Annotated in this window: 13 protein-coding genes; 5 read left to right on the top strand and 8 right to left on the bottom strand. The window is 70.3% G+C overall.

Translation table 11 applies throughout. From position 1 onward, the window contains the following. Positions 1-65: 65 nt before the first annotated feature. A complete protein-coding gene (gene dnaE / locus C3488_RS14925; RefSeq protein WP_103839889.1) occupies positions 66-3,602 on the bottom strand; it encodes a DNA polymerase III subunit alpha in 3,537 nt (1,178 codons plus the stop codon). Positions 3,603-3,837: 235 nt separating this feature from the next. On the opposite strand from dnaE, the gene C3488_RS14920 reads away from it, so the two are divergent. From C3488_RS14920 to C3488_RS14905, 4 genes are all read left to right on the top strand, one after another. After that, positions 3,838-5,163 (top strand): DUF2252 domain-containing protein, encoded by a 1,326-nt coding sequence (locus C3488_RS14920; RefSeq protein ID WP_103839888.1) that lies wholly within the window; start codon positions 3,838-3,840, stop codon positions 5,161-5,163. A 68-nt stretch (positions 5,164-5,231) separates the two neighbouring features. Beyond that, on the top strand, positions 5,232-5,918 hold the full coding sequence (locus C3488_RS14915) for a hypothetical protein (protein WP_103839887.1): 687 nt from the start codon (positions 5,232-5,234) through the stop codon (positions 5,916-5,918). A 71-nt stretch (positions 5,919-5,989) separates the two neighbouring features. Continuing rightward, complete coding sequence (locus C3488_RS14910) at positions 5,990-6,802, top strand: DsbA family protein (RefSeq protein WP_103839886.1); 813 nt, start codon at positions 5,990-5,992, stop codon at positions 6,800-6,802. 102 nt (positions 6,803-6,904) lie between these two features. Further along, positions 6,905-8,566, top strand: coding sequence for an alkaline phosphatase (locus tag C3488_RS14905; protein ID WP_103839885.1), 1,662 nt, complete (start codon positions 6,905-6,907; stop codon positions 8,564-8,566). 4 nt (positions 8,567-8,570) lie between these two features. On the opposite strand, the gene C3488_RS14900 is transcribed toward C3488_RS14905, so the two are convergent. Further along, positions 8,571-9,152 carry a dienelactone hydrolase family protein gene (locus tag C3488_RS14900; RefSeq protein ID WP_103839917.1) on the bottom strand — a complete coding sequence of 194 codons (582 nt, stop codon included), beginning with the start codon at positions 9,150-9,152 and terminating at the stop codon, positions 8,571-8,573. Between the two features lie 102 nt (positions 9,153-9,254). On the opposite strand from C3488_RS14900, the gene C3488_RS14895 reads away from it, so the two are divergent. After that, positions 9,255-10,364, top strand: coding sequence for a mechanosensitive ion channel family protein (locus tag C3488_RS14895; RefSeq protein ID WP_103839884.1), 1,110 nt, complete (start codon positions 9,255-9,257; stop codon positions 10,362-10,364). A gap of 12 nt (positions 10,365-10,376) precedes the next feature. Here the strand turns inward: C3488_RS14895 and C3488_RS14890 are convergent, their stop codons facing one another. From C3488_RS14890 to C3488_RS14865, 6 genes are all read right to left on the bottom strand, one after another. Continuing rightward, complete coding sequence (locus tag C3488_RS14890; protein ID WP_103839916.1) at positions 10,377-11,117, bottom strand: SDR family NAD(P)-dependent oxidoreductase; 741 nt, start codon at positions 11,115-11,117, stop codon at positions 10,377-10,379. Positions 11,118-11,195: 78 nt separating this feature from the next. Next, entirely contained in the window at positions 11,196-12,791 is a 1,596-nt protein-coding gene (locus tag C3488_RS14885) for a Na+/H+ antiporter (protein WP_103839883.1), read from the bottom strand. Positions 12,792-12,874: 83 nt separating this feature from the next. Beyond that, positions 12,875-13,351, bottom strand: coding sequence for a GNAT family N-acetyltransferase (locus C3488_RS14880; RefSeq protein ID WP_103839882.1), 477 nt, complete (start codon positions 13,349-13,351; stop codon positions 12,875-12,877). Then, complete coding sequence (locus C3488_RS14875) at positions 13,348-14,292, bottom strand: RluA family pseudouridine synthase (protein WP_103839881.1); 945 nt, start codon at positions 14,290-14,292, stop codon at positions 13,348-13,350. The genes C3488_RS14880 and C3488_RS14875 overlap by 4 nt, the downstream gene beginning before the upstream one ends. An 87-nt stretch (positions 14,293-14,379) precedes the next feature. Then, entirely contained in the window at positions 14,380-15,000 is a 621-nt protein-coding gene (gene lspA / locus C3488_RS14870) for a signal peptidase II (RefSeq protein ID WP_103839880.1), read from the bottom strand. 77 nt (positions 15,001-15,077) lie between these two features. After that, positions 15,078-16,841: a TraR/DksA family transcriptional regulator gene (locus tag C3488_RS14865; protein ID WP_258053427.1), complete on the bottom strand. Its 1,764-nt coding sequence runs from the start codon at positions 16,839-16,841 to the stop codon at positions 15,078-15,080. Positions 16,842-17,398 lie beyond the last annotated feature (557 nt).

Here is a 17,398-nt window from a genome sequence, read left to right as displayed (position 1 = left end):
ACGCAGAGAAAAGGGGCGCACCCGTTCTCGGGTGCGCCCCTTGTCCGCTGAGTCACTCCGGGTGATCAGCCCGCCAGGCAGGACGGGCCGAGAAGGACCTTCAGGTCGCCGTAGAGGGCGGGGTCCGGCTTGACCCGGTGGCGGTCCAGGCGCAGGACCGTCGTCTTGCGCGGCCCCTGGAGCTTGATCCGCACCTCACTGTCGCCCTTGTGCTGGCTGAGGATCTCGCCGAGGCGGCTCACCATCGGCGGGGTGACCTTCACGGCCGGGATGGTGAGCACCACGGGGGCGTTGGTGCCCGCGTTGGACAGGTCCGGAACCATCAGTTCCATCGCGACGAGCCGGGGCACGTCCTCCCGCTTGTCAAGGCGGCCCTTGACGAACACCACGGCGTCCTCGACGAGTTGGGTGGACACCAGCTGGTAGGTCGCCGGGAAGAACATGCACTCGATGGAGCCCGCGAGGTCCTCGACCGTGGCGATCGCCCACGCGTTGCCCTGCTTGGTCATCTTGCGCTGCAGGCCGGAGATGATGCCGCCGATGGTGACGACCGCGCCGTCCGCGTGCTCGCCGCCGGTGAGCTGGGCGATGCCCGCGTCGGCCTTGTCGGACAGCACGTGCTCCAGGCCGAAGAGCGGGTGGTCGGAGACGTACAGACCGAGCATCTCCCGCTCCTGGGCGAGCAGATAGGTCTTGTCCCACTCCTCGTCGGTGAAGGTCACGTCGAGGCCGAAGCCGGGCTCGCTGCTCTCCTCCTCCATGCCGCCGAAGAGGTCGAACTGTCCCTCGGCCTCCTTGCGCTTGACCGCGACCACGTTGTCGATCATCGGTTCGTACTGCGCCATCAGGCCCTTGCGGGTGTGGCCGAGGGAGTCGAAGGCGCCGGCCTTGATGAGCGACTCCGTCGTCCGCTTGTTGCAGACGACCGCCTCCACCTTGTCCAGGTAGTCCGGGAAGGACGCGTACTTCCCCTTGGCCTTGCGGCAGCGGATGATCGACTCGACGACGTTCGAGCCGACGTTGCGCACGGCGGAGAGGCCGAAGAGGATCACGTCGTCGCCCTGGGCGGCGAAGTTCGACTCGGACTCGTTGACGTTCGGCGGGAGCACCCGGATGCCCATGCGGCGGCACTCGTTCAGGTAGACGGCCGACTTGTCCTTGTCGTCCTTCACCGAGGTGAGGAGCGCGGCCATGTACTCGGCGGGGTGGTTCGCCTTCAGGTACGCGGTCCAGTACGAGACCAGGCCGTACGCGGCCGAGTGGGCCTTGTTGAACGCGTAGCCGGCGAACGGGACCAGCACGTCCCACAGCGCCTGGATCGCCTCGTCGCTGTAGCCGTTCTTACGGGCGCCCGACTGGAAGATGACGAAGTTCTTCTCCAGCTCCTCCGGCTTCTTCTTGCCCATCACGCGGCGGAGGATGTCGGCCTCGCCGAGCGAGTAGCCGGCGATGATCTGGGCGGCCTTCTGCACCTGCTCCTGGTAGACGATCAGGCCGTAGGTGACGTCCAGGACCTCCTTGAGCGGCTCCTCGAGCTCGGGGTGGATCGGCGTGATCTCCTGCTGCCCGTTCTTGCGCAGCGCGTAGTTCGTGTGGGAGTTCATGCCCATCGGGCCCGGCCGGTACAGGGCCGACACGGCGGAGATGTCTTCGAAGTTGTCGGGCTTCATCAGCCGCAGCAGCGAGCGCATGGGGCCGCCGTCGAACTGGAAGACGCCGAGGGTGTCGCCGCGCTGGAGCAGCTCGAAGGTCGTGGGATCGTCGAGCGGGAGGCTGAGGAGATCGATGTCGATCCCCTTGTTCGCCTTCACCATCTTGACGGCGTCGTCCATGATCGTGAGGTTGCGCAGACCCAGGAAGTCCATCTTCAGCAGGCCGAGCGACTCACAGCTCGGGTAGTCCCACTGGGTGATGGTCACGCCGTCGGTGTGCCTCACCCAGACCGGGACGTGCTCGGTGATGGTCTCGCTGGACATGATCACGCCGGCCGCGTGCACGCCCATCTGCCGCACCAGGCCCTCCACACCGCGTGCGGTGTCGATGACCTTCTTCACGTCCGGCTCGTTCTCGTACATCGACCTGACCTCGCCGGCCTCCGAGTAGCGGGGGTGGCTGGGGTCGGTGATGCCGGACAGCGGGATGCCCTTGCCGAGGACGTCGGCGGGCATGGCCTTGGTGATGCGGTCGCCCATCGCGTACGGGTAGCCGAGCACGCGCGCGGAGTCCTTGATCGCGTTCTTGGCCTTGATGGTGCCGTAGGTGCCGATCATGGCGACCTTGTCGGCGCCGTACTTCTCCGTCACGTACCGGATCACCTCGACGCGCCGGCGCTCGTCGAAGTCGATGTCGACATCGGGCATCGAGATGCGCTCGGGGTTGAGGAACCGCTCGAAGATCAGACCGTGCGGGATCGGGTCGAGGTCGGTGATGCCGAGGGCGTAGGCGACGATCGAGCCCGCCGCCGAGCCACGGCCGGGGCCCACCGCGATGCCGTTCTTCTTGGCCCACATGATGAAGTCGGCGACCACGAGGAAGTAGCCCGGGAACCCCATCTGGATGATGACGTCCATCTCGTACTCGGCCTGCTTCATGCGGTCCTCGGGGATGCCGCCCGGGAAGCGGCGCTCCATGCCGCGGCGGACCTCCTCCTGGAACCAGGTGACCTCGGTGTACCCCTCGGGGATGTCGAACTTGGGCATGAGGTCGCGCTTGAGGAACATGCCCTCGGTGTCGACCATCTCCGCGATCAGCCGGGTGTTCTCGCAGCCCTCCTGCCAGGCGTCCGAGGAGTCGATGGCGTACATCTCGTCCGTGGACTTCAGGTAGTAGCCGGTGCCGTCGAACTTGAAGCGGTCCGGGTCGGAGAGGTTCTTGCCGGTCTGGATGCACAGCAGCGCGTCGTGGGCGCCGGCCTCGTGCGCGTACGTGTAGTGCGAGTCGTTGGTGACCAGCGGGGGGATGCCGAGCTTCTTCCCGATCTCCAGCAGGCCGTCGCGGACCCGGCGCTCGATCTCGATGCCGTGGTCCATCAGCTCCAGGAAGTACTTGTCCTTGCCGAAGATGTCCTGGTAGTCGGCGGCCGCCTTCAGGGCCTCGTCGAAGTGGCCGAGGCGCAGCCTGGTCTGCACCTCGCCGGAGGGGCATCCGGTGGAGGCCACGATCCCCTCGGACCACTGGGCGATGGTCCCCTTGTCCATGCGGGGCCACTTCTGCAGCCAGCCCTCGGCGTACGCGTCGGAGGACAGGCGGAAGAGGTTGTGCAGGCCCGTCCTGTTCACCGCCCACATCGTCTTGTGGGTGTAACCACCGGAACCGGAGACGTCGTCCCTCTTCTGGTGCGGCTGACCCCAGAGGATCTTGCGCTTGTTGCGCCGGGACTCGGGGGCGACGTACGCCTCGATGCCGATGATGGGGGTGATTCCGGCCTTCTTCGCGGAGTGGAAGAAGTCGTACGCCCCGTGGAGGTTGCCGTGGTCGGACATGGCGATGTGGGTCATGCCCATCTCGTTGCACGCGTTGAACATGTCCTTCAGCCGCGCGGCACCGTCCAGCAGCGAGTACTGGGTGTGGACGTGCAGGTGCGTGAACGGCGGCTTTGACACGGTTGCGGCCTCCAAGAAGAACTTACGTCGACAGCAGCCCCACCGGCTTCGGACAGTCTGGGGGACAGCGTCGAAGTCTATGCCTCGGCACTGACACCCGGAGGCGTCCGGCGCGTACCTTCATGCGGAGAAAGCGTGGGCACTCCTCCACACCGCCGGACGTTGGCGTGAGGGAAAACCCGCGGAAGATCAACCCCAAACGTCACGCACCACCCGTACCAGGAGGCACCCAGCGATGTCGGTTCCGCAGCTCAGCGCCGAGCAACGCGGTGAGGAGATCCTCGCCGTCTTCGACACCGCCTTCGGCGAGCTGCTCGCCGCCGACCCGGCCGCGTTCCGCGTGAAGTTCCGCAAGATGGCGGCCTCCGCGTTCGCGTTCTACCGGGGCACGGCGTGCCTCTTCTACCACGACCTGGACGCGGACAGGCGCGGCGGGCCGTACCTGGACGACCGCACCTCGCGGGTGTGGATCCACGGCGACCTGCACGCCGAGAACTTCGGCACCTACATGGACTCCACGGGCCGCCTGATCTTCAATGTGAACGACTTCGACGAGGCGTACGTCGGCCCCTTCACCTGGGACCTGAAGCGCTTCGCCGCCTCCATGGCGCTGATCGGGTACGCGAAGGCGCTCAGCGACGACCAGATCACCGAGCTGGTCCGCATCTACGCCGCGGCCTACCGCGAGCGCGTCCACGCCCTGGCCACCGGCGCCAAGAGCGACGAGGTGCCGCCCTTCACCCTGGACACCGCCCAGGGCCCGCTGCTGGACGCGCTGCGCGACGCCCGCTCGCTCACCCGCTTCGGGCTGCTGGACTCGATGACCGAGATCCGCGACTTCGAGCGCCGCTTCGCGCCGGGCGGCGGCTCCATCGAGCTGGACGCCGCCACCCGCTACAAGGTGCTCGCGGCCTTCGACGGCTATCTGGAGACGCTGCCGGAGACGTCCCTGGCCCGCCCGGACTCCTACCGCGTGAAGGACGTCGTCGGCCGCCGCGGCATCGGTATCGGCTCGGCCGGCCTGCCCTCGTACAACATCCTCCTCGAGGGTCACAGCGACGCTCTGGAGAACGACGTCGTGATCTACATCAAGCAGGCCCAGACCCCGGCCGTCTCCCGGCACATCACGGACCCCGTGATCCGCGAGTACTTCCAGCACGAGGGCCACCGCACGGTGATCTCCCAGCGCGCCCTGCAGGCGCACGCCGACCCGTGGCTGGGCTGGACCGAGCTGGACGGCGCGGGCCAGCTGGTCGCCGAGGTGTCGCCGTACGCGGTGGACCTGGACTGGGGCGACATCGACGACCCTGAGGAGATCGCCTCGGTCGTCGCCGACCTGGGCCGCGCCACGGCCGCCATGCACGCGGCGGCGGACGACCAGTCCGGCGAGTCCCTGGTGCCCTTCTCCACCGAGCGGGCCATCGACGCGGCGATCGCCGCCGACGAGGACGGCTTCGGGGAACTGCTCGTGGACTTCGCGCACACCTACGGGGCACGCGCGCGTGCGGACCACCAGATCTTCGTGGACCTGTTCCGCAACGGCCGGATTCCAGGTCTGTGACGGAAGGGCCGGGCAGAGCGATCCTTTAGTGTTCCCTTACGGGAGCACGTGACACACTCTCCTCTGCTATGGACATATCCGGGACCCACCTCAGAGCCGTACGCGCGGCGCTGTTCACGGCACTGGTCGTGACACTCAGCACCGCGTCGCACGTGCTGCTGTCCGAGGTCCCCCTGCCGATGGGGACGGTGGCCGCGATAGCCGCCGCCGTCTTCGTCGTCGCTTACGCGCTGGCGGGCCGCGAGCGCGGCTTCGGGAAGATCGCCGCCCTGCTGGTGCCGCTGGAGCTGACCGCGGACACGGTGTTCACCACCGGCCAGCACGCCTGCTACGGCAGGGCGGGCGGCCCGGTCACCGGCCCGCTGCGTTCGGTGGGCCTGGACCTGCTGTGCAGCGGCGGCAGCGTGGGCACCCCGCTCAGCCGGGTCACCGGCAGCGGCGGCGACCGGATCGCGGCGCTCCTGGCGCACGCCGACCCGGAGACCGCCTGGCTGCTGCTCGCCGCCCATGTGAGCGTGGGGCTGCTGGCCGCCGCCTGGCTTCGCCGCGGCGAGCGGGCGCTGACCCAGCTCCTCGGCGCGGTGGCCGCGACCACGTTCCGCCCGCTGCTGCTCGCGGTCGCCGCGGTGACGGTACGGCTGGCTCCGGCCCGTCGGGCCCCGCGCCCGGCGCCCCGGATCACCGCCCTGCGCACCCGCCTCTTCGTGCACTCCCTGGGACGGCGTGGACCGCCGTGCTCGGTCGCTGCGATCTAGCGACACCCCGAGCACTCCAGTCCCCGCCCTTACCCCGCGCACGACGATGCGCGTCCCCGAGGAGATCACCCATGAGCAAGCGGAACAGCCAGCAGGCGAAGACGGCGGCCCGTGAGCGGCTGCGCATCGAGCGCGAGCGGCAGGCCAAGCGCGACAAGGTCAAGCGGCAGCTGATCGTCGCCGGTTCGGTCGTCGCCGTGCTCGCCGTCGCCGGCGGCGTCGGCTACGCCGTCGTGCAGAACAACAAGCCCAGCCACTGGGAGGCCGCGAAGAGCGATAAGCTCGTCGCGCCGGCCCACACCTCCGGCACGAACGGCACCACCGTCGTGATCGGCAAGAGCAGCGCCAAGAAGACCCTCGTCATGTACGAGGACCCCCGCTGCCCGATCTGTGCCCAGTTCGAGCAGACGGTCGGCTCGACCGTCAAGAAGGACGTCGACGAGGGCAAGTTCAAGATCCAGTACGTCGGTGCCTCGTTCATCGACACCAACACCCAGGGCGAGGGCTCCAAGAACGCCCTGAGCGCCATGGGCGCCGCGCTGAACGTCAGCCCTGAGGCGTTCCTCGAGTACAAGAGCGCGCTCTACTCGGCGAAGTGGCACCCGGAGGAGACCGAGGACAAGTTCAAGGACGACGGCTACCTGATCAAGGTCGCGAACACCGTCCCCGCACTGAAGGACAACGCGGCGTTCCAGAAGGCCGTGAAGGACGGCACCTACGACAAGTGGGCGCTGGACATGTCCGACGTCTTCAACAAGAGCGGGGTACAGGGCACGCCGACCCTGAAGATGGACGGCAAGACGATCACCGGGTCCGACGGCAAGAACGCACCGATGACGGTGGCGGAGTTCAACGCGGCGATCGACAACGCGCTCAAGTCCTGACCGGTCCCCCGGGCGGGCCCGGGCGGTCAGGCGGAGAAAGAGCGGGCGAACTTTGCGTGTTCGCCCGCTCTTTGCGTGTACCGGTCAGTAGTCTGCTCGGCCGTGACCAGTCGACACAGATCATCCGAGAGCGTCAACTTCCTTTCCCCGCGCCGCCGTACGGTCGTCAAGGCCGCGGCGGCGACGGCCGTTCTGGGCGCCCCGCTCGCCGCCGCCCTTCCCGCCCGGGCCGCCGCCGACACCCCGGCCTTCCTGCACGGCGTGGCCTCCGGCGATCCGCTGCCCGACGGCGTCCTGCTGTGGACCCGGGTGACCCCCACCGCGGAGGCCACGCCCGGCTCCGGGCTCGGGCCCGACACCGAGGTGACCTGGGTGCTCGCCAGGGACAAGGCGTTCACAGCGATCGTCGCCAAGGGATCGGTCACCGCGACCGCCGCCTCCGACCACACCGTGAAGGCCGACGTCCGAGGACTGGAGCCGGCCACCGACTACTGGTTCCGCTTCTCCGCGGGCGGCACCGACTCCCCCGTCGCCCGCACCCGCACCGCGCCGGCCGCCGACGCCGCCGTGTCCGGGCTGCGCTTCGGCGTGGTCTCCTGCGCCAACTGGGAGGCCGGCTACTTCGCGGCGTACCGGCACCTGGCCGCCCGGGGCGACCTGGACGCGTGGCTGCACCTGGGCGACTACATCTACGAGTACAAGACGGGCGAGTACGCGGCCCGCGGCACGGTCGTGCGCCCGCACGCCCCGGCGAACGAGATCATCACGCTGGCCGACTACCGGATCCGGCACGCGAAGTACAAGACGGACCCCGACCTGCAGGCCCTGCATGCGAAGGCACCGGTCATCGCGATCTGGGACGACCACGAGTTCGCCGACAACGCCTGGTCGGGCGGTGCGGTCAACCACACCGAGGGCGCCGAGGGCACCTGGACGGCCCGCAAGGCGGCGGCGAAGCAGGCGTACTTCGAGTGGATGCCGGTCCGCCCGGCCGTCGAGGGCACGACCTACCGCCGGCTGCGCTTCGGCAAGCTGGCCGACCTCTCCCTGCTGGACCTGCGCTCCTTCCGCTCGCAGCAGGCGTCCACGGGCAGCGGCTCCGTCGACGACCCGGAGCGCACGATCACGGGCCGCGCCCAACTCGACTGGCTCAAGGCGGGCTTGCAGGCGTCCGACACCACCTGGCGGCTGGTCGGCAACTCGGTCATGATCGCGCCGTTCGTCATCGGCTCGCTCTCCGCCGACCTGCTCAAGCCGCTTGCCAAGCTGCTGGGGCTGCCGCAGGAGGGCCTCGCCGTCAACACCGACCAGTGGGACGGCTACACCGACGACCGTCGCGAACTGCTCGCCCATCTGCGGGCCAACGCCATCCGGAACACCGTGTTCCTGACCGGCGACATCCACATGGCGTGGGCCAACGACGTCCCCGTCGACGCGGGCACCTACCCGCTGTCCGCCTCCGCCGCCACCGAGTTCGTGGTCACCTCGGTCACCTCCGACAACCTCGACGACATCGTCAAGGTCCCCGAGGGCACCGTCTCGGCGGTGGCCGCGCCGATCATCCGCGCGGCCAACCGGCACGTCCACTGGGTGGACACCGACCGCCACGGCTACGGCGTGCTGGACATCACCGCCGAACGCGCGCAGATGGACTACTACGTCCTGTCCGACCGCACGAACCCGAGCGCCACCTCGTCGTGGGAGCGGTCGTACCGCACGCGCAGCGGCACGCAGAAGGTCGAGCGGACGTACGACCCGGTGTAACGCCTTACGAGGCCGTCTCCAGGCTGTCGAGGAAGCCGAGCGCCACCCGCCAGGTGGCCTCGGCCGCCTCCTCGTCGTAGTCCGGCAGGTCCGGGTCGGTGTACAGGTGGCCCGCGCCCGCGTACCGGTAGATCTCGACGTCCGCGCCCGCTCTGCCCATCTGCAGGTACCAGGCGCTGAGCCAGTCGTCCGTCTCGAACGGGTCCGGCTCCGCGACGTGCAGCTGGACCGGTAGGGCGTCCACCGAGGCGCTCGGCGCGATGTCCGAGGTGCCGTGCAGCAGCAGGAGTCCGCGCGCCTTGTGGTCGCCGAGCGCCAGGGTCTGCCCGATGGACGCGCCGAGCGAGAAGCCCGAGTACACGAGCCCTTGCTCGGAGTAGGGCGCCGCGGCCAGGACGGCTCGCTTGAGCAGCTCTTCCTTCCCGATCTCGTCCTTGAAGGCCATGCCCTCCTCGACCGTCTCGAAGGTGCGGCCGTCGAACAGGTCGGGGGTCCACACCTCGTGCCCGGCGGCGCGGAGCCGGTCGGCTGCGGCCCGCACGGCCGGCCGCAGTCCGTACGTCGAGTGGAAGAGCATGATGTTCATGAGCCCATGGTGCCAGCCGGGACGGACACCGCCGTGCGCTGTGCGGCGGCGGGTGTTCTTGGCCACAGGTTCACGGCGCGCCCCACTGGTTACGTTCCAAGGATGGAGAACGTACTGCGCCCGGTGATCGTCGTCGGCGGCACGGTCGGACTCACCCTGCTCATCGGGTGGGGCACGGACGTCCTGCTGCGCAAGGCGAACGCCCGGCACCCCGAGACGCCCCTGTGGGGTCTGCTGCGCCGCGGCCGCATCCCCTACCAGCTGGTGCTGTGCGCGGCCCTGTTGAGGGGCTCGTACGACCAGGCGAAGGTGCTCCAGGCACATCAGGTCGGCATCGGCCGGACGCTCACCCTGGTGCTGATCGGTTCCGCGGCCTGGCTGGTGATCCGCATCGCGGGGGCGATAGTCGAGACGACGTACAGCCGCTACGCCCGCGCCCACCACGACCCGGCCCGGGTCCGGCGCGTGCGCACCCAGGTCACTCTGATCATGCGGGTGGTGTACGCGACCGTGGGGGTGGTGGCGGCCGGCGCGATGCTGCTGACGTTCCCGGCGATGCGCGCGGCCGGCGCCTCGCTCCTGGCCTCGGCCGGCATCCTCGGCATCGTCGCCGGTGTCGCCGCGCAGTCCACGCTCTCCAACCTCTTCGCCGGGCTGCAGATCGCGTTCGGCGACATGGTGCGGCTCGGCGACACGGTGGTCGTGGACGGCGAGTGGGGCACGGTCGAGGAGATCACCCTGACGTTCCTGACCGTGCGCACCTGGGACGAGCGACGGATCACCATGCCGGTGTCGTACTTCACCTCCAAGCCCTTCGAGAACTGGTCGCGCGGCAGCGCCCAGATGACCGGCATCGTCTACTTCCACGTCGACCACACCGCGCCCGTGGACGCGATGCGCGACAAGCTGCGCGACATCCTGCGCCACTGCCCGGCGTGGGACGGCCGCGCCTACGGCCTCCAGGTCACCGACTCGACGCCCAACACCATGCAGGTGCGGGCGCTGGTGACCGCGAAGGACGCGGACGACATATGGACGACCCGGGTGACGGTGCGCGAGGAACTCATCCGCTGGCTGGCCGAGGAGCATCCCTACGCGCTGCCGCGGGTCAACACGGCGGGCGCGGTGCCTCCCCCCGGCTGGAACGGTCACTCCTCGCGCGACGGACAGTTCCACAAGGCGTACGAGCAGGAGCGGGTGGGCCGGGGCTGATCCCCGCCCGCGTCAGCGACCGCGTTCCGCACCACCGTTGACCTGGATCACCTGCGCGGTGATGTGGCGGGCGCCGGAGGACGCCAGCCAGTGCAGGGTGGCGGCGACGTCGCCGGGCGTCGCGGCACGGCCGATGGACGTCTCCGCGATGAGCCGCTCGCGCCGCGCCGGGTCCATCGCCTCGCCGAAGAACTCGGTGTCCTCGACATAGCCGGGCGCGACCACGTTCACCGTGATGCCGCGCGGCCCGAGCTCCCGGGCCAGATCGAAGGCGTACGGGTGCAGGGCGGCCTTGGAGGCGGCGTACGCGCCGCTGCCGGAGCCGCGGTAGGCGGCGATGGAGCTGAGGAACAGCACCCGGCCCCCGGGTGAGGCGAGCCGGTCCCGCAGTGCCTCGGTGAGCAGGGCCGCGGTCAGCACGTTCAGCCGGAAGTTGACGGTCCAGGTGTGCGCGACGGTTTCGAGCGGATCCTCGGTGTCGGCCTTGGGCTCCAGGAGCCCGCTGCCGCCCGCGCTGTTGACGAGGACGTCGACAGTGCCCAGCTCGTCGGCCACGAACCGGGCGACCCCACGTACGGCGTGCGGGTCGCTCAGATCGGCCGCGTAGGTGAGCGCCCCTGGCACGTCGGCCTTCTCCAGCACTTCTGGTCGGCGTCCGAGGAGCAGCACCCGGTCCCCGTCCGCCGCGAAGGCCCGCGCCGCCGCCAGTCCGATCCCCGTGCCACCGCCACTGATCACCACGTTGCGCGTCATGATCCGATCGTACAAAAGCCGCTTGCGGTGAGGCGATTGCCCTTCCGGGCGGGTCGCGGGACGGCCTGGCGGCATATGTCAGCGCAGACTGCGCAGGCTGCGAACGTCCAGGTGGCGCAGCACCCGGTCGACGATCTCCGGGTCGGCACCCGGTTCGCTGCGTGCCGCCAGCACCTCGTGGCGTGCCGCGCTCAGCATCTCCCCGTGGATCCTGCGCACCCGCTTGACGCGACGGGCCCGCTGCTCGTGCGCCTCGCGCCGCTCCTCGTCCCCGAGGTCGGGGCTGATGCGGGCGCCGATGTCGAAGGCCCGCCGCAGCAGCTGCTCGGACAGCTCGTCCGGCAGCTCCTCGACCTGCTCGATCTCCTTCAGCCTGCGCTTGGCCGCCTTGGCCGCGCGGACCGCCAGCGCGTGCTCGAACTCCTTTTCGCGGTCCGTGTCGGCCCGTACGTTCAGTTTCCGCACCAGCCACGGCAGCGTGAGCCCCTGGAGCACGAGCGTGGCGATGATCACCCCGAAGGCGATGAAGACGATCTCCTCCCGGCCGGGGAAGGGCGATCCGTCGTCCATGGTCAGCGGTATGGCCAGGGCCAGCGCCACCGAGGCCACGCCCCTCATCCCCGACCACCACATGACGACGGTCTCCCGCGAGGACACCGGGATCTCCTCGTCGTAGTCCCGTTTGGCGTGCAGCCGCTTGGTCAGCCAGGTCGCGGGCAGCAGCCACGCGAGGCGGACGAACACCACGACGGCCACGATCGCGGCGGCCCAGCCGAGCATCTCGCCCCACCGCCCGGACGCCGTCCGGATCGCGTGGTGCAGTTCCAGCCCGATGAGCCCGAACGCGATCCCGGTGACCAGGGTGTCCACGACGTCCCAGAACGTGTGCCCGGCGAGCCGCACCGTCACATCGTCCGGATCGGCGGCGTACTCCGCCAGGAACAGTGCGGTGACCAGCACGGACAGCACGCCCGAGCCGTGCAGCTCCTCGGCCAGGACGTACGAGGCGTACGGCACGAGGAGCGTCAGCCCGATCTGCAGGGTGGCGTCGCCGAGCAGGTCGAGCAGCTTGTTGGCGGCCCAGCCGAGGGCGAGCCCGACGGCGAGGGCGACGACCGCGGAGAGTGCCAGTTCGATCAGGGCGTGCGGCAGCGAGAACGTTCCGCTGACGGCGGCGGCGATCGCGACGTGGTACAGCACGATCGCCGTCACGTCGTTGAACAGGCCCTCGCCCTCCAGGATCGACACCAGGCGCCGGGGCAGTCCGAGCTGTCCCGCGACGGCCGTCGCCGCGACCGGGTCGGGCGGCGCGACCAGGGCGCCGAGCGCCACCGCCGCGGCGACCGGCAGCCCGGGCACGATCTCGTGGGCGACGGCGGCCACGCACACGGTGGTGACGAACACCAGCGCGACGGCCAGCAGGAAGATGGGGCGCTTGTTGGCCGCGAACTGCCGCCACGAGGTGCGGCGCACCGCCGCGTACAGCAGCGGCGGCAGCAGAGCGGGCAGGATCAGCCCGGGCGGGATGTTGACGTTGGGCACGAAGTCGAGCAGGGCGAGCACGATCCCGAGCAGGGTCATCAGCACCGGCGCCGGCAGCCGGAGTCGGTCCCCGACCGGGACGCTCACCACGGCCCCGAGCAACAGCAGCAGGAACAGGGCCAGTTGGTCCACGGTGAGCGCTCCGGAAGTTCGACGTTCACACAGCAGGTCTCACGCCTGCCATGCCACCCTTCTCACCCGTTTTTCCGGCTTCACTACAGGGAGCGCCGCATCGATCGGTGCGGTATCCCCGCGTCGGGGAACTCCGGCCCGTACGCGGCGTAGCCCAGCCGCTCGTAGAAGCCCAGCGCCTGGGTCTGCGCGTGCAGGTCCACCGCCGTCAGGCCACGGGCGCGTGCCGCGTCCTCGATGGCCCGCACCAGCGCGGCGCCGACGCCCAGGCCCCGTGCCTCCCGCGTCACCGCCAGCCGCCCGAGCGAGCCCACCGACGTGTCGCCGCCGTTCTTGGCGGCGGCCGCCTCCCCGTGCAGCAGCCGGCCCGTACCGAGCGGCACGCCGTCCTCCCGAACGGCCAGGACGTGCACGGCACCGGCGTCGTAGGCGTCGTACTCGATGTCCTCGGGCACGCCCTGCTCCCCGACGAAGACCTCCTTGCGGACCGCGAAGCACGCCTCGCGGTCGGCGGCTTCCTCGGCGATCCGCACGGCGTACCCGTCGTTCCCGGCGCTCACGCCCAGCTCTCCTCGCGCACCTTGTCCAGCGCCTTCTGCAGGTCGGCGGGGTAGGCGCTCTCGAACTCCACCCACTGCCCGTCCCCCGGGTGCTCGAAGCCGAGGCGTACGGCGTGCAGCCATTGGCGGGTCAGGCCGAGCCGCTTGGCGAGCGTGGGGTCCGCGCCATACGTCAGGTCGCCGACGCACGGGTGCCGGTGGGCGGCCATGTGGACGCGGATCTGGTGGGTACGCCCCGTCTCCAGCTTGACGTCGAGCAGGGACGCCGAGCGGAACGCCTCGAGCAGGTCGTAGTGCGTGATGGAGGGCTTGCCGTCGGCTGTCACCGCCCACTTGTAGTCGTGGGTGGGGTGGCGGCCGATGGGTGCGTCGATGGTGCCGCTGGTCGGGTCGGGGTGGCCCTGGACGAGCGTGTGGTAGCGCTTGTCGACCGTGCGCTCCTTGAACTGGCGCTTGAGCGACGTGTACGCGTACTCCGACTTGGCCACCACCATCAGGCCGGACGTGCCGACGTCGAGGCGGTGGACGATGCCCTGGCGCTCGGCGGCGCCGGAGGTGGAGATCCGATAGCCGGCCGCCGCGAGGCCGCCGATCACGGTCGGGCCGGTCCAGCCGGGGCTGGGGTGCGCCGCGACGCCGATCGGCTTGACGATCACGACCACGTCCTCGTCGTCGTGCACGATCTCCATGCCCTCGACCGGCTCGGCGACCACCTGCACCGGCGCGGGCGCCTGCGGCATCTCGACCTCGAGCCAGGCGCCGCCGCGCACCCGCTCCGACTTGCCGACCACCGCGCCGTCGACCTGCACCTTGCCCGCCGCGGCCAGCTCCGCGGCTTTGGTGCGGGAGAAGCCGAACATGCGGGAGATGGCGGCGTCGACGCGCTCGCCCTCCAGGCCGTCGGGCACGGGCAGGGTACGGATCTCGGGAAGCGTGCTCACCCGTCGAGTATGCCGGACGGGTCCCCCGGCCCCGCGAGGAGCCTGTGGACAACGGCCTCGGGCCTTGCGGGGGGACTGCCCGCGATCTCAGTCCTTGTGGACGGTGCCGTCGGGGTCGAGCCCGCGGAAGGACAGCAGCACGATGAGGATGCCGCCGCAGACGATCGCCGAGTCGGCCAGGTTGAAGACGGCGAAGTGCTTGGGCGCGATGAAGTCGACGACCGCACCCTCGAACACGCCCGGCGAGCGGAAGATCCGGTCGGTGAGATTGCCGAGCGCGCCGCCGAGCAGCAGGCCGAGGGCGATCGCCCAGGGCAGGCTGTAGAGCTTGCGGGCGAGCCGGGCGATCACCACGATCACCGCCGCCGCGATCACCGTGAAGATCACGGTGAACGCCTCACCGAAACCGAAGGCCGCACCCGGGTTGCGGATCGCCTCGAACTTCAGCCAGTCCCCGATGATCTCGATCGGTTCGTGGTGCTCGAGCTTCGCGACCACGATCAGCTTGCTGATCAGGTCCAGGGCGTACGCCAAGGCGGCGACCGCGAACAGGACCGCGATCCGGCGCCTGCCCCTCGGGCGCTCGGCGGCGCCGGAACCCGGCTCCTGGGCTCCGGCGCCCTCGGCCGGGGCCCGCCCGTCGGACTGCTCCGGCCCGGCCGCGTCTGGGATGTCCGGCGTACCGATGATGCGCTCCGCCTCTGCCACGTGAATCCCTCAACCTAGGTGCCCTGACTGGACGAGACTACGACACCACCGCGCCGGATCACGTGTTCAGGCGGGGCTCATGGCCGGCGTTCCCGCTTCTGCTTGCATTCCACGCACAGGGTGGCACGCGGAAAGGCCTGCATACGGGCCTTTCCGATGGGGTTGCCGCAGCTCTCGCACAGGCCATAGGTGCCGGAGTCGAGACGTTCCAGGGCGTGTTCGGTCTGTTCGAGCATCTCCCGGGCGTTGTGGGCGAGCGCCATTTCGTGCTCGCGGGTGATGTTCTTGGTGCCGGTGTCCGCCTGGTCGTCGCCGGCGCCGTCCCCGGAGTCGCGCATCAGGCCGACCAGCGCCTGTTCGGAGGCGTCGATCTCGCCGCGCAGCCGCGTGGCCTCGGACTCCAGCTCGGCGCGTGCCTCGGCCACCTCCTCGGGGGTCCACGGGTCCTCTCCGGGGCGCACCGCCAGTTCCCCGGGCTCGGCCGCGGCGATCCTCGCCTTGGGGACCGCGGTGGGGCCCGTGTCCGCCGTGGCCGTCCCAGGAGTCTTCTTCGCAACCACCGTCGTGGCTCCCGTCTGCTTCGCGGCCTCGACCTCGCTCGCCTTCTTGGCCGTGCTCTTCTTGGCCGCACTCTTCGTGGGGGTGCTTCTCGTCGTGCCGCCCTTCGCGGCGCTCTTGCCGGCAGCGGCCTTGGAGGGGGCCGCCTTTTCGGCGGCGGCCTTCTTTGCCGCCGTCCTGGGGGTGACGGCCTTCTCGGCCGCCGACTTCTTGGCAGCGGCCTTCTTCGCTGCCGCCTTCTTCGCGACGGTGCTGGTCACCGGAGCCTCCTTGCCGGGCGCCGCCTTCTTCGCCGCCGCCTTGTCGGGAACAGTGCCGGGTGCTGCCGCCTTCCTGGCGGCGACACCCTTGGTTGCCGCCTTCTTGGCCGCCGCCTTCTTGGTGACGGCCTTCTTGGCCGCCGTCTCCTTCGGGACGGCCTTCTCGGCCGCCGTCTTCTTCGGGACCGCCTTCTCGGCCGCCGCCTTCTCGGCCGGTGCCGACCGGGTGGTGGCCTTCTTCGCCACCGCCTTCTTCCCGGCGGTCTCCTTCACCACCGCCTTTTTCGCGACGGTCTTCTTCGCAGCGGTCTTCTTCGCCACCGCCTTCTTCGCGGCGGCGCCGCTCGCTGCCTCCCCCATGGCGGCGGTGCCGGTCTGCGCGGCCTTCTCCGGGACGGCCTTCCGGGCCGCCTCGGGAGGGGCCTTCCCGGCCGCCCTGCCGGTGACGGGTTTCTTCCCCTGCGCCTTCTTCGCGGCGGCGCTCTTCTTCGCCGACGTCCTCCCGGCACCGGTGCCGGTCGCCGTCGCCTTGCCGGGCGCCGCCTTCTCAGCCGCCTGCCGCTCGGGGTCGCCTTCCTTCCTGGCAGCCTTCCTCGAGGGTGCCGCCTTCGACTCGGTCCGGCGGGCGCCGGCCTGCCCGGCGGTCGCCTTGCCGGAGGCCGTGCTCCCACTGCTCAGCTCGCCCGTCCCGGCAACCGTCGCCCTCATCGCGCCCGGGCCCTCCGAGGCACTCACGCGGTCCTTCGTCCCACCGTGGACGACCGTTCCCGCTCCAGCGCCCCCGAGCGCCGCCGTGCTCCTTCCCTGCGCCTGCGGCCCCCCGGCCCTGTGCGCACCTTTTCCGGCCCCGGCCTCGGCGGGGGCCTGGCCCAGCCGGCCGGCCGTCCCCACCGTCCGCCTCGCCCCCGCCGTACGGGTGGTCTTCTTCCCGTCCACGTTCCTGGCCGCCGCACCGCCGGAGGCAGCCGCACCCGTGGTTCTGCCGGACGCCGACTGCTGTACGGCGGTCTTCTTCACCACCATGGCCGCGGCCCCTTCACATATTGTGATCTTGCACGCGAATCGCTCTGGGACGATAAATCGACTTCTGGCCCGCGGCAACGGGGCACGCCCGCGAATCGCCCGCCACGCGCGTGCCCCGCGGCGAGTCTGCATCCGTTGTGCCCAGCTCTCCGCCCGGTAATCCGCCGGGCCCCCGCTCCCCGAATCCGGCAGGCCGGCGTCTCGCCATTCGGGTCACCCGCGGGCCCGTCACGCCCCCGGCCGCCGGAGCGGGAAATCCGGTCGGCCGCTGTCCGTGCGGCGCCGTACACTGGGCGGAGCGAAAAGCGTGGATGGGGACGAGTAGCGGCGTACGCAGCCCAGAGCGACCCGGGGACGGTGTGAGCCCGGGGGTGAGCGCGACGTGAAGATCACCCCGGAGCCGCCGGAAGAACGCCCCAGCGAGAGCCCAGGGGCCAGTAGAACCGGCTTCGCGACCCCAATGAGGGGGCTCACCGGCGCGTACGGCGCACCGGGGAGCCAAGGAGGGTGGTACCGCGGGAGCGCGCCGCACACGGCGTACGGAGAATTCTCGGAAT

The organism is Streptomyces sp. Ru72, from assembly GCF_002920635.1.
In the GTDB taxonomy this organism is placed as follows: domain Bacteria; phylum Actinomycetota; class Actinomycetes; order Streptomycetales; family Streptomycetaceae; genus Streptomyces.
The sequence above is the reverse complement of the archived record's forward strand: the minus strand, read 5'-3'. Positions and strand labels throughout refer to the sequence as shown.

Bases quoted from the DNA above. Each gene is read 5' to 3' on its own strand.
- C3488_RS14920 (WP_103839888.1), top strand. From the start codon at position 3,838: ATGTCGGTTCCGCAGCTCAGCGCCGAGCAACGCGGTGAGGAGATCCTC.
- C3488_RS14915 (WP_103839887.1), top strand. From the start codon at position 5,232: ATGGACATATCCGGGACCCACCTCAGAGCCGTACGCGCGGCGCTGTTC.
- C3488_RS14910 (WP_103839886.1), top strand. From the start codon at position 5,990: ATGAGCAAGCGGAACAGCCAGCAGGCGAAGACGGCGGCCCGTGAGCGG.
- C3488_RS14900 (WP_103839917.1), bottom strand. From the start codon at position 9,152: ATGAACATCATGCTCTTCCACTCGACGTACGGACTGCGGCCGGCCGTG.
- C3488_RS14895 (WP_103839884.1), top strand. From the start codon at position 9,255: ATGGAGAACGTACTGCGCCCGGTGATCGTCGTCGGCGGCACGGTCGGA.
- C3488_RS14890 (WP_103839916.1), bottom strand. From the start codon at position 11,117: ATGACGCGCAACGTGGTGATCAGTGGCGGTGGCACGGGGATCGGACTG.
- C3488_RS14865 (WP_258053427.1), bottom strand. From the start codon at position 16,841: ATGGTGGTGAAGAAGACCGCCGTACAGCAGTCGGCGTCCGGCAGAACC.